Source organism: Phycicoccus sp. Root563 (assembly GCF_001427915.1).
Lineage (GTDB): Bacteria > Actinomycetota > Actinomycetes > Actinomycetales > Dermatophilaceae > Pedococcus.
In genome coordinates, this window is the sequence record NZ_LMGM01000001.1 from 694,206 (window position 1) to 706,197 (window position 11,992).

Annotated in this window: 13 protein-coding genes; 5 read left to right on the top strand and 8 right to left on the bottom strand. The window is 68.4% G+C overall.

The window, feature by feature from the left end; genetic code table 11:
- Positions 1-174: 174 nt before the first annotated feature.
- The 5 genes from ASD62_RS03330 to ASD62_RS03345 all read left to right on the top strand — a co-directional run bounded on the left by ASD62_RS03330 (position 175) and on the right by ASD62_RS03345 (position 4,412).
- A complete protein-coding gene (locus ASD62_RS03330; RefSeq protein ID WP_056914748.1) occupies positions 175-498 on the top strand; it encodes a hypothetical protein in 324 nt (107 codons plus the stop codon).
- Positions 495-1,895 carry a hypothetical protein gene (locus tag ASD62_RS03335; protein WP_056914749.1) on the top strand — a complete coding sequence of 467 codons (1,401 nt, stop codon included), beginning with the start codon at positions 495-497 and terminating at the stop codon, positions 1,893-1,895. Before ASD62_RS03330 ends, ASD62_RS03335 begins: the two co-directional genes overlap by 4 nt.
- A 78-nt stretch (positions 1,896-1,973) precedes the next feature.
- Complete coding sequence (locus ASD62_RS19605) at positions 1,974-2,171, top strand: helix-turn-helix domain-containing protein (protein WP_082580550.1); 198 nt, start codon at positions 1,974-1,976, stop codon at positions 2,169-2,171.
- Positions 2,171-3,283, top strand: a complete 1,113-nt coding sequence (gene xerC, locus ASD62_RS03340) for a tyrosine recombinase XerC (protein WP_056914750.1) — start codon at positions 2,171-2,173, stop codon at positions 3,281-3,283. Before ASD62_RS19605 ends, xerC begins: the two co-directional genes overlap by 1 nt.
- A 652-nt stretch (positions 3,284-3,935) precedes the next feature.
- The gene (locus ASD62_RS03345; RefSeq protein ID WP_056914751.1) at positions 3,936-4,412 is read left to right on the top strand and encodes a hypothetical protein; all 477 of its coding nucleotides are present in this window, start codon (positions 3,936-3,938) and stop codon (positions 4,410-4,412) included.
- Positions 4,413-4,443: 31 nt separating this feature from the next.
- Here the strand turns inward: ASD62_RS03345 and ASD62_RS03350 are convergent, their stop codons facing one another.
- The 8 genes from ASD62_RS03350 to ASD62_RS03385 form a co-directional block, all read right to left on the bottom strand.
- Complete coding sequence (locus tag ASD62_RS03350; protein WP_056914752.1) at positions 4,444-5,067, bottom strand: HAD family hydrolase; 624 nt, start codon at positions 5,065-5,067, stop codon at positions 4,444-4,446.
- A gap of 970 nt (positions 5,068-6,037) precedes the next feature.
- A complete protein-coding gene (locus ASD62_RS03355) occupies positions 6,038-6,526 on the bottom strand; it encodes a hypothetical protein (protein WP_056914753.1) in 489 nt (162 codons plus the stop codon).
- Positions 6,519-7,322 carry a protein phosphatase 2C domain-containing protein gene (locus tag ASD62_RS03360; RefSeq protein ID WP_082580551.1) on the bottom strand — a complete coding sequence of 268 codons (804 nt, stop codon included), beginning with the start codon at positions 7,320-7,322 and terminating at the stop codon, positions 6,519-6,521. Before ASD62_RS03360 ends, ASD62_RS03355 begins: the two co-directional genes overlap by 8 nt.
- Positions 7,323-7,369: 47 nt before the next feature.
- Positions 7,370-7,759 carry a hypothetical protein gene (locus tag ASD62_RS03365; protein ID WP_056914755.1) on the bottom strand — a complete coding sequence of 130 codons (390 nt, stop codon included), beginning with the start codon at positions 7,757-7,759 and terminating at the stop codon, positions 7,370-7,372.
- Positions 7,760-7,775: 16 nt separating this feature from the next.
- On the bottom strand, positions 7,776-8,972 hold the full coding sequence (locus ASD62_RS03370; RefSeq protein ID WP_056914756.1) for a type IV secretory system conjugative DNA transfer family protein: 1,197 nt from the start codon (positions 8,970-8,972) through the stop codon (positions 7,776-7,778).
- The gene (locus ASD62_RS03375; RefSeq protein WP_157581287.1) at positions 8,969-9,589 is read right to left on the bottom strand and encodes a hypothetical protein; all 621 of its coding nucleotides are present in this window, start codon (positions 9,587-9,589) and stop codon (positions 8,969-8,971) included. The genes ASD62_RS03370 and ASD62_RS03375 overlap by 4 nt, the downstream gene beginning before the upstream one ends.
- A gap of 173 nt (positions 9,590-9,762) precedes the next feature.
- Positions 9,763-10,620, bottom strand: coding sequence for a hypothetical protein (locus tag ASD62_RS03380; RefSeq protein WP_157581289.1), 858 nt, complete (start codon positions 10,618-10,620; stop codon positions 9,763-9,765).
- A 121-nt stretch (positions 10,621-10,741) separates the two neighbouring features.
- A complete protein-coding gene (locus tag ASD62_RS03385) occupies positions 10,742-11,950 on the bottom strand; it encodes a hypothetical protein (protein WP_235530616.1) in 1,209 nt (402 codons plus the stop codon).
- Positions 11,951-11,992 lie beyond the last annotated feature (42 nt).

Sequence of the window (11,992 nt, forward strand, 5' to 3'; positions counted from 1 at the left end):
CCAGCACGGCTGGGACCCAGCCGCGACCGCGATCCCCGTTCTGCGCCGCCGGGCCATGGATGCCCACTCGGCCGAACGCAGCATGCTCCTGACCGCTGCGCTCACGGTCGACAACGCCGGCCCCAGCCTCTGACGCGTGCAATCAAACATGCGGCATACCGAAGCGAGGAAGCCATGACCAGCACAACCGAACTGCTCGACCGAGCAGCAGGCCACCTGCACGCGGCCGCCCAACAGGTCGACAATCTCGGGCACCTGCACGACTCGCCGTCGTTGCGCGCGTTCGCTGGCCAGATCCGGCTGAACGCCGCAGGCCTCAGTTGCGACCCCGAGCCGATCGAGAGTCGGTGGGTCGACTGCTCAATCCCGGAGCAGCTTAAGGCCGCACTCGACAGCCTCGATGAGATCCACCCACTTGAAGGCCCGCCAGACCTCCCGATGTGGGCATGGCACGTCGCCGACCTCGTCCGGATCGCTAAGGACACGGACGCGCGATGAGCACCACCAGCGCAGCCGATCTTCTGGCCCACGCCGACCTACTCATTCGGCAACTGCGCGACAGTGACGTCCCCATCACGAGCCAGCAGTGGGCCACTTTCGACGTGACCGTGCACCGGCTCATGTTCGAGCTCGTGGGACCCGGCGCGATGCATGAGCCTGGCACGACGCGGACGGCGCTCGCGCCCACGCTCGCGGTGTTCCGTTCCTACCCCGAGCCGCTGCGGCATCCCGTCAACACCCAGCTCAGCCTGCAACAGGCCGCCGCTCTCACCGGCAAGAAGGCCGACTACTTCCGTCGCAGGGTGCAGCACGGCAACCTGCATGTGCTCCGCGACGCGGGCGTCTACCTGGTCAACACCCGCGACTTGGACACTGACCCCGACGTCACACCCTCAGACCTTGGCGACCCGCACCCGCTGGCCCGGATCGCTTGCACGCTCGGCGCGGCCGCAGATCTGGCCGTGACCGAGCGACAGGTCGATCAGGGCCGCCTCATGGACGAGGCGCAACTGGCCGGCACCTACATCCACATCCTGTCCCTGGCCTACTCGGCAGCCCGCCATGCCTTGGCCTACGACGCCGTCGTGGACGCCGACCGACCCTTGGCCATCGCGCAATATGCCGAACAGTCGATCGATGCGCTTCGCAAGGGTGCGGAACGCCCGCTGGCCTTGATGCGGCTCACCGCCATCTCGCCTGAGCCCGCACCCACGACACTCAACGAGAGACTTGAAGCCGCCGTCGACCACTGGACGAAAGCGGCCGAGCCGGAGCTCCTGCGGCTGGTTCCGAGCGCAGACACCCTGCGCATGCTCGCCAACCAGGGAGCCCACCTGTACGCGATAACCCACCAAGTGCTCACCGCCGCGCCCCATAACAGCATCGATGACGCGTCGCTCGACGCCGTCAGCGTCTGCCTGGTCGCCGGGGCACGCGCCTTCCGAGGCGCCGACAAGCCCTGGGAAGGGCTCACCACCGCAAGCCGGAGCAGCGCCGAATTCGCCGCCGCAAGTCGCGAACTCTTCAACGCCCTGAGCAAAGTCGGTGCCCGGGCATCCCAACCTGCGCATGACTGGAACAGGCGAAGGGGCCTGCGCGACCTCAGCCGAGGTGTCGACACGCTACGACAGGTCATGGAGCTCAGTCAGACTCTCCCAGACCGTCTGCTCCGATCCGGACTCGTCTACGCCCCCGCACGAGCCCTGCCACCGTCCCTCACCCGAATGCGCTCCCAACGGCAAGGGAGATTCGTCCCCGTCACGCGAGAAGAGGCGCCCGACCTGCAAGCGCTGTGGAACGACGCCCATCGACAGGCGCAGCGAGTCGAGCACTCCTTGCAACGGCTCGACCTTTGCCCCGGCCCCTCCCCCGCCTTCCGTTCTCTCGAGCTATGACCAATCCGCGCCGCTGCATTGGGTCGCATAGTGCCCCGGCGCAACCGTAGTCCCGGTGTCACGAGAACGGAGGCAGCCATGGAGAAACTGCTCACTGTCGACGAAGTAGCGACTTTCCTCGGCACCACACCACGGTTTCCGCGACGGCTGATTGCCGAGCGGCGGATCCGGTTCGTTCGAGTGGGTCGCCACGTTCGCATCCCCGAGTGCGAGCTCGAGGCCTTCGTGGAAGCCGGCACCGTTCAGCCCGCCACCGCGCGAGGGGGTCGGCCCTGATGGTCCGTCGCCGGTTCGGGCGGATCCGGCGACTACCGTCCGGGAACTTCCAAGCGTCGTTCATCGACCCTAACGGGCGGCGTCAGACGGCTCCTGAGACCTACCGGACCGAGGCCGATGCGGCGCGCTACCTCGAGCGCATTGATCGCGAGATCAAGCGCGGACACTGGATGGCGGACGAAGGGCTCGGTCGGCGCACCCTTCGCGAATGCTGCGAGGCATACCTGGAGGAGAACCCGAGAGTTGGATTGCGGTGGGCAGAGACATGCCGCCGCAATATGCGCCTCCACATGGTGGAACTCCTCGACATGCCGATCATCAGCATTACATCCCCTATCGTGCGGGCCTGGCATGCGAAAGCACTACGCGGGAACGGAGGGAGGACCTCCATCAGCCAGTCGTACCGGCTCATGAGGTCGGTCCTGAATGTTGCCGTTCAGGACGGTGCCATCCTTCGGAATCCTTGCCAGATCCCCCGCGCCGGAGCCCAACGCAGCCCTGAGAGGAAGATCGCCACACCGGCACAGGTCGCTCAGCTTGTCCAGGAAACAACGCCACGATTCCGTGCCGCCGTGGTGCTCGCGGCCTGGTGCGGCCTGAGACGTGGCGAGATCTGCGCCCTGCGCACCGAAGACGTCGACCTGCACGCGGGCGTCGTTCGCGTGCGACGGAACTACGTCGAACTGCTCGAACAGCCAACACGATTCGAGAAGGACCCCAAGAGCGACGCCGGCAAGCGCACTGTCACCATCCCCCCGCACGTCGCCCCCATCTTGAAACATCACCTCGAGAAGTTCGCGGGGACCGAGTTCTTCTTCGTGGATCGCTACGGGACAAGGGTGCGAAGCAACGCGGTGTACCAGGCCTTCGTGCGCGCGCGAAAGAAGGTCGGGGTCGACATCTCGTTTCACGACCTGAGGCACACCGGGCAGAGTCTCGCTGCCGCTACTGGCGCGAGTCTCGTTGACCTGAAGAAGCGTCTCGGCCATTCATCCACTGCCGCCGCACAGCGGTACATGCACGCGGTCGAAGGCAGGGATGCCCAGATCGCCAAGGCCCTCTCCGACATGGCCCTGGACGGTGACGCTACGAAGCTCCCCAAGAGCTTTTGAAGCACGAGATGAGGCACGAAGACGTCGCGCTCTACCCAACGACCCCCGCTGACCTGCGGATCTGCGTATGCCTGAAGATGGGAAGGTCAACCGGTCGAGCCGGTTGAGCCACGAAGCCGACCGGCAGTTGTCGATCCTCCGGGCTCCACGGCCAGAGCAGGGAGACCCGACCCGACGCCGGTGTGGAGGCACTCTGGTCGACAAGATGGGCCGGCTACACCGTGAACATAGCTCTCCACCTGCGCGACACCTCCATCTCAGAGGTGAAGGGGTTTGGATACCTCGAACTATTCAGGACAGATTCACGTAACGGCGCATGCGGACCTCTGAGCTGCCTATGGTTCGAAGGCCCACTTCGCCGCGAATTCGCCACAGACGCTGCCCAACGGCCACTGTCACCCGACCCCAGCCGGACTGCCTGCGGAGGCACAGGGAGCAAACGTCACGAGTGGTCGGCGAGTTCCACATGAAGCTGGCTCGGCGGGACGACCCTTGATGTCACCCGTCACCCGGCCGCCAAGCCAATAGATCCATGATTGATGCTCCCCTACCGCTTTCACGCACCACCGCGAACCCCGCTAACCCGCATGTGCTCTCTCTTGCGACGAAGTCCGTTGAGCTAGGGACCAGCGGTTCCTTCACCTCGAGAGCCATGCACCTCATCGACCTTGAGAACCTCGTGGGCGGCCCCTCGGCCCCCGACACGACGATCGAGCGTGTCTGGGCCGCATATCACGGCGGCATCCCCCGGTCCCCGATGGATCAGATGATCGTTGGCTCCAGCCGCTTCTTCGCCCGCCGAACGTGGTGGCTGCTTCCCGAGGGGATTCAGCGCCGTGCGCGCGACGGCCAGGATGGCGGGGAGCTCGCCATCCTCGAGGAGATAGACCTCGACCACCTTGTGACTCGCTTCAGGCGACTCGTGATCGCCAGCGGAGACGGGCGGTTCGCCGAACTTGCGGCGGCCGCGCGCAGGCGTGGGCTCCACGTCCATCACGTGACGGGCATCGGGCGGCCGAGCCACAAACTCCTGACGGCAGCGCATTCGCACGCCCGTCTGCGGGTCGGCGAGCACCAACGACGTCCGACGGGGTGGCCAGCGCCGCCTCGCCCGGTCGCTGACGCCTGAGGAGTGTGCGAATCGTGGCTGAGCCTGCCGATCAAGGACCTCCAGCATGCAGCCGGACCCCGTGCCGGTTGAAGGCCTCGAACAACTCCTCGGTTGGTTGTAGGTTGTGCCATTGCGTGGCGCGCATCCCCGCGCTCGCGGCAGCCATGACGTTTAGCTCATGGTCGTCGATAAAGAGAACCTCATCCGGTGCGGCCCGGAGCCTCCTCAGAACCTCGTCGAAGAACGCCCGATCCGGCTTGGCAACGCCGAGATCGCACGAGTAGAACGACATTTCGAACATCGTGTCATAGCCCACGGCCTCCCGCATGAAGTTGGCACGACGGCGTTCCTGATTGGTCGCCAAGTGCACGCGATAGCCAGCCGAAGCGAGGTCGTGGACGACCTGGACCGCCTCAGGCACTAGTTCGACGCGTTCCCACATCAGGGAAAAGGCGTCGTCGGCCGACAGATCGACACCGGTGAGGGCGAGCTCTTCGGCGAGCCGGGCTGGGTAGTCGTCGAAACCCGTGAGAAAGGCCGGGTCGGAATGCCATGGCTGCTGCGCGAAGGCCAACGCCCGCTCGCCGAATGCCGGCACCAGACCGAGGTGAAGGCCGCCCGGAATGAACTGCATGACGCCGTCGGCGTCGAACAGGACGTGCTGGACCCGCATGCCGACCAGCCTAGGTCCCGTGTGACCAGACCGTGACCCAAATCGGTCGTTTCCGACGTCTGACCGCGAGTACCTACAGGCTCGCGTAAACGACGAGGCTCAGGCCGTCGCGCTCCATCTACTCGACGTTGTGCTTACCGGCCCCGACGAGGTCGTTAAAACCCAGGGGCTTGGCCTCTGCCGTGAGGGCCCTGGTGGGCTCCGAGACACCGGACCGCCCTCGCGGAGCGCGCGCACATGGTCGACGAGGGCGACGCCGAGGAGGCTCTTTATGCGGCCGCACGAGTTGTTGGCCGCCGCGTCGACCGCGCGGGCGTAGTTGGCGCGAGCATCGTCCAGCCGGCCTACGATGAGGAGGATTAGCCCACGGTTCTCGTGGATGAAGCGCTGTACCACGGCAGCGGTAGGCGCTCCGAAGCCCACATGAGGTCCCTCCGTGTCCGGCGCGAACCACTCCCTCTCGACGACGATCTGCAGGGCGGCAGGAGAGGGTTCGGGCGTGTCGAGACGACTTCCACGCGCGTAGCCGTCGTTGCTGCGCGCGAGCTCGACCAGCGCCTCACTGAGCAGGACGTCGCCACGCCCACGTCCCAGCCTGTCGCGACGCTCCGAGTCAGTGCCCGAGTCCGCCACACCGAGCGTGCGAGTGCTCGTCCAGCTGCGACGCCAGGATTGCGGCCAGTCGGCAGGTTTCCGCGTCCTGCATCGTGGGTTCTCGCCGAACCATCTCCGGCCATGCTGCGTCGACGACGCCGAGCGCTGCTCGGCGTCGTCGGCGCTCGTGGCATCCCGCATGAGGTTGGCAAGTCGCTCGAGGGGACCCTGCTGCTCCACGTAATTCCTCCCCGTGCGTGGCTGCCCTCGCTGGTTCGCACCACTGGGCACCACCCGGCATGGCGTCGTTCAGTGTCGGCGGTGGCGGAGCGCAGCGGCCGACCCCCTTCGCGTGAGGACGGCCACGGTTTCGACCTCAGGCGGCATGGTCGTTGGGTTCACCGGGCAGCTCGGACGACTTATCGGACTCGCCGGTCGCGCGGAGGATGCCGGCAAGGACGACGTGGTCGCGCACCTGCGAGACGGCATACCTCAGCATGTCGATCGCTTGGGGCAGGAGGTCCTTCACCACCCCCGGGGGTGGGACCATCCCCAGCCGCCCGGAGATGCTCTGGAGGTTGAGCACGATGTCCCCGTCCGCGTCGACCCAGGCCCTCAGGCAGGGGACGGCCTGCGCCACCTGTCGGCAGGCCTCCTCCTTCACGCACGCAGAGGCCTCGAAATGGAGGTACACGGCGACATCCAGGAGGCCGGGGTTGGCGGGAGCGGTGTTGCGCAGGACAAACGAGATGTCGTCGAGGACGAACAGCAGTGCCCCGTCGTCCTGCGCGGCACACGCACCCACGCCGAGGCCCTGCTCGACGACGGCACGGTAGAGCGCGAGGAGGCGGGCGGGCTCACACATGTCCTTCACCTGCCTCGGAGTTCCAGACGGCCACGACCGTTTTGTCGTCGTGGTAACCGTTGAACGAGAGGTCGACCATGAACGGGAAGATCGCCCGCGGGCCGCCGCCCCAACGAACCGCCAACTCCCTCCCGAGCGGTCCGGTCCCATCCCCGAGCGGCGTGGTGAAGCCGTCACTGGCGATGACGAGGAGGCTGGCCGGGGGGAGGCTGACTCCCAACGAGATGTGGTCCTCGTGCATGCCGGGGACCCAGCTCCGGACGATGTTGCCTGGCCCATCCTCGCCGGCTGTGAGGTAGGTCCACGTCGCCATGGCCGGATCCAGCAGGAGGGTGGGCGAGTCCCCGACCGCGTGCAGGATGACGTGATGTGAGCCGTCGACCTGGGCCACCCGCTCGATGGCAGCGACGCTGAGAGTGGCCGAAAGCGAGTCGGGGAGGCACCCGAGCGTGGCCGCAGCCGCGGCCACGCCCTCCGCCGCGACCCGGAGGACCTCAGCACCGTTCTGCGGATCGAGGTGGCCGGCCTGAAAGGCCGTGACGACCGCACCGACCGCGGCCAGTGACCCATGGTGCGACATCTCGCACGAGCCGATGCCGTCGGACACCGCGACGACGAGCCACTCGGCATCGCTCGCCAGGGCGAAGGAGTCCTGTCGTGGCTCAGAGAAGTGCTCGTGGGCCGACCCCCTGAACGACACGGCTCGGGCTTCCAGCCCGCCCGCGCCGAGGCTGGTCGCGACGATGTCCGGTGGTGGCTGCAGTGGTGAAGCCCAGTGGCTTTCCTCAGGTGTCATGAATGCTTGGCATCCGAGGGCCGATTCCGGGTGACAGCAGACCGCTGTCACCGCTCCCGGCCACGCTCCCTCGCACCGGAGTGCCCGGCGCGAAAGGCTCTGCCGCGCGCCGGCCCCTTGCTGAGCATCTCGTCACGGTCGTCCCTCACCATCGCTGGCTGCCCCGGTTCGTCGCTCTCCTGTCCGCGGTCCGTGCGCTCGCGCGGCCGATACTCCCCCGCCGCGGGCTCCCGCAGCTGCTGACCCAGCTCGCCCGCGCGGGTGCGCCACGCTTCGAGTCGCGCCTTCTCGTGCTTGGCCCACTGCACCTGCACCTCCTGGGTCGGTGCCGGCAGCTGCGGGTCCGGGGGTTTGACCGCACTACCAATGGTGAAGAGTACGTTGATCCCGGCTAAGACCCTCCCGGCTCTCCTGAGCAGCGTCCGCGGCAGTTTCATGGGTGGCTCCTAACTGCTAGGGCGCGAAGCCGAGGCGCACCGTTGCGGCCTCGGAGCGGTCGATGTGGATGGCGTGGCCGGGAGGCGGGGCGGACAGCGCATGGGGGCTCCAGCGCGGACGCACCGTCATCACGCCGGTTGAGGTGCCCCAGACGTCCTCGCCGAGTAGCGCCGAGAGGTTCTCCAGCAACGGCCTGTCGAGGACACCGGGCAGCAGCACCTTGGATCGGAACAACGTGAGGAAGCCGTCGGCCACGGACGTGCCCCATCTCTCCCGGGCCTGGCTCAGGTCCTGCAGCACGGCAAGGATCTGTACTCCGTGACTCCCTGCCTCCGCGAGGTAGCCCGGCAGGCGGTGGATCGGCGCGACCCGACGGAGCTCGTCGAGGAAGACGCCCAACGTCGCGTCCGGGCAACCCACGTCGGCCCGGGCGAACTTGGTGCGCATGATCTCCTCAAGGAGACCGACGACCAAAGGCGCGAACAGCTCGTGCTGCTCGGACGGTACGCAGATGTAGAGCGTCCCGTTGCGCTCGAGGAACTCCTCGACCGCAAACGGCTCGCGGCTGACCAGGGCACGAGCCACGCTGTGGTCGAAGACGCGCAGGACCTCGCTCGTCGTGGCGAGGACGGAGTCGCGGAACCGGTCGTGAGCGCGATCGACACCGTCGACGATCGCCATGGCCCACCCGGCCCGATGAGAACGCAGCACGTCGACGGCCCCGGCGAGGTCGCCGCCCACCACCCACGCGGCCACGTCGGCCAGGCTGGCTTCGGCCAGCGATGCGGCATGCATCAGGGCTGCCAGAAGCCGTTCGCTGTGGACGTACCAGAACCTCGAGTCGCCGAGTGACTCGCCGGCGATGATCGACCCGACCATCGCCCGCGCATGGAGGAGGGCCAGGTCGAAGTCGACGCACTGTGGCACCGGCGTCCACGTCGCCAGTCGCACGTCCACACCCGCGACGACCGGCACACGTCCATCTGTGGAGAAGACCCAGATGGGGCCGTCGTCGGAGCGCGCCTCGATGGTGGCCCTCAGGACGTCGTACTTCGAGCTGGTGACCACGCAGGGACCTTGGTGCGCGAGCAACGTGGGGATGACGATGCCCCGCGTCTTCCCGGAGCGCGGCATGCCCCACACCAGGCATCCGTCCTCGTCGGCCACCGTGACCAGTTGCCCACTCGCAGCGTGGCCGACGACGATGGTCACGCGAGCACCTCCGCCAGGCTCCCGATGACCAGGACCGTGCTCAGCAGCGTCCCGGTCCCGAGGCAGACCAGGGCGAGGACGACCCCTCGGGCGGGCAGCGGGTGACGGTCGAGCCCGTGGACGCGGACGAACCAGGCGTGGCGGTGCCCGGCGACGCTGAGGCCGTGGACGGTCACCCGGGCGCCGATCGGCAGGTCAAGCGGGCGTGCCACGACGACCCTCGACTTCCGTCCGTCGTGCTCGAGGATCAGCACCCGTCCGGGGCCGCCGCGGCGAGGTCGGTGGCTGCCCGCAACCCCGGACCCGACCCTCACGACGTTCCCGGCGACCCGGCCGACGAACGACAGAGGGCCGCCGCGGCCGAGCGACATCAGGAAGCCGAGGCAGACCAGCGGAAGGAACAACACCCCGAGCGCGGTGAGCACTGCTCCGACGGCACCGGCGGCGGTCATCGCCCCGGTGCCGATGGCCACGGTGACGGGCAGGGCGAGCCCGCCAACGGCGACCATGGTGGTGCCGCGCGCACCCTTCATCCAGGACTCCTGCTCACGTCGGACCTCACCGGTCAAGGGCCCCCAGCAGGCCGCGAGCACCGGTGTCCGCGGGGGTGAGGTCATGGGTGCCGGCCTCGGGGCTGATGGCGGGGTGGACGCCTGCAGGCGCAGCCCCTGGGCGAAGGCCCGCGTCGCTCCCAGCGGCGGTCCCGCGGAAGGGCACCGCGGGCAGGGGCCACCCGCGGCCAGGTACGCCCGGCACCTCGAGCACGTCCGGACCGTCCCACGGCCACCCATCACGGATTCCTCTGGTAGACCGCGAGCTCCGCTCCGGTGCCGCGAACGACGGCCTCCCAGAACCGTTGGATGCCGGCCAGCCGTTGCGCCGACAGCTTGCCCGTCCCAGCGCCGATCCCCACGCCATACATCAGGACACGTGTTCCGCGCAGGTCGCAGAGCTGCCCGTCGGCCTTCAGTTGCTTGACGTACGTGGTGATGCTGGCGTCGTCGAGCGGGATCGCACTCAGCCGGTATGGCGCCTTGTTGTTCATCCCGTCCGTGTCGAGCACGAGCGTGGCGGGGGTGTGACCTTGCAGGAGGTCGCCGGCCACGCACAGCATGCCGACGATGTCGGTGCCGCCGTGCTGGTTCGGCGCGGCCAAGATGGCCCGGTCGGCCTCCTGGACGGCACGGGCGATCTTCTGGCGCACGTTGGCCGCGTCCCGGACGTCGTTGCCCGTGAGCTTCAGGGCGCGCAGGTCCACCGTCACCGGCGTCACCGTCCCTGTGCGGGTCTCGCCCGACACGAGGGCGATGCTCAAGCGCCCTCGATCCTCCGCAGCACAGTCGCTGGCCTGCTTTGCGAGCCACTGCCGGTAGGACGTGAGCATGGCGCCGGCGCTTCCCTGGGCGTCGACGGCGATGACGCAGCCAGCCTGCGGGCCGTCCAGCTCGGGTCGGGTGAGCCAGGTGGCCAGCGTCAGCACCAGCGCGAGGATGCCGAGCGTGCTTCCCGCCAGCAACCAGGGCGTGCTGCTCGGGCCGGCCGGGGGAGGTGCAGGGCGCCGAGGGGGCGGTCCGGGCCGGCGGCGCGGCACGGGGCGGGTGGCCGCGCGGCTGTGGCGCGACCTGGGGGTGTAACGGTCAGTGGCCATCGGCCTGCTTCCTGTGCGGTCGCCTGAAGCGACGTCGGACTCGTGCGGTTGAGGCCGGGTCGGGGGGCTCGTAGGGGACAGGAACCGCGTCATCGAGGGGAGCGAGCTCCCGCAGGTCGGCTCAGAGGCGGAGGAGGAAGCCGTTCCGCCAGCCGCCGAGGGCGTCGTCGTCGTCGTGGTCGACCGGCGGCACGAACCGCGGGATCGGAAGGATCAACAGCATGTCCGCCGACGCGTGCTGCCCGGCGTGGACGAGCGCCTTCTCGAGATCGCTGCGGAAGAGGTGGTCCCTGGCTTCGTAGCAGGCGGCAATGGCGGACCGGTGCCGCGTGAGCCACTCGCCGACGCGGAACTCGTCGAGCGTCTCGGCCCAGGTCTGCATCTCCCCCAGCTGCTCCACGACCTCGTCCCGCTCCGTACGCACGCGCGACAGGTAGGCCTGGGTGCCGGCGAGCTCACGCAGGCGTGGGTTCCCGTGACGGTAGCCGTGGATGCCCGAAATGAGCTGAACCAGACCCTGGACCGCGAGGAAGACCAGCGCGGAGACGACAGTGTCCTGGGCGGACAGCACCGGCGCGTCTGCCTCGGCCTTCGCCAGGTCCCCGAGGCCCACCAGTCGAGCCAGGACCACCGCCGCCAGGGCGGTGACGGCGAGGACGCCGAGAGCGAGCGCCGTCAACCCTAGGGCGCGACGAAGCCGAGGTGGGCCCTCGTAGGCAAGCCAGCGGTGCAGGAGGCATCCGAGCTGCCACGACCCGTACCCAACGACGCCGACGACCAAGCACGCGAACGCCGACGCGGTGACGACATTGTCACCCATCAGGACACCGATCAACGGCGTCAGGACCAGCACCTCCACGCCGGCCAGGCAGACGATCCCCATGACGAGACGCTTGTCGACTACGCCGTTCCCCGACGCGAACCGGTCGGCGCGGTCCGCCAGCTGCTCACGCTGGGCTTCGAGGTCGGACTCGGTCGTGGCGACGTCGACGTCGAGCCGCCGGCCCTCCTGCTCCAGGTGGCTGCAGCGAGCCGCCGCGTCGACCCGCACTGCGAGGAGGAGTGCGCGCTGACGCGCCGCCCACTTGTCTAGGTCGTGCATGTGGGCGACGAAGCGGCCGACGACACCGCGTTCGAACGCGAGCTCGCGCACAGGGCCGCCGGGCCGCGGGATGCCCAGTCGGGCGCACCCGTCCACCTCGGCCTGCCATTCGAGGTCCTCGAGGCCCGAGGTGGGTGGCGGCTCGAGGCCGTCCGGCAGGCCCTCGAGCAGTGCATCCTCGAAGGGACCGTCGAACTCGTCGTCGTCCCCAGGCCGCAAGAGCTTCATCACCGTCGGCCGGTGTCGTTGAGGTTCATGTGAGTTTGGGCG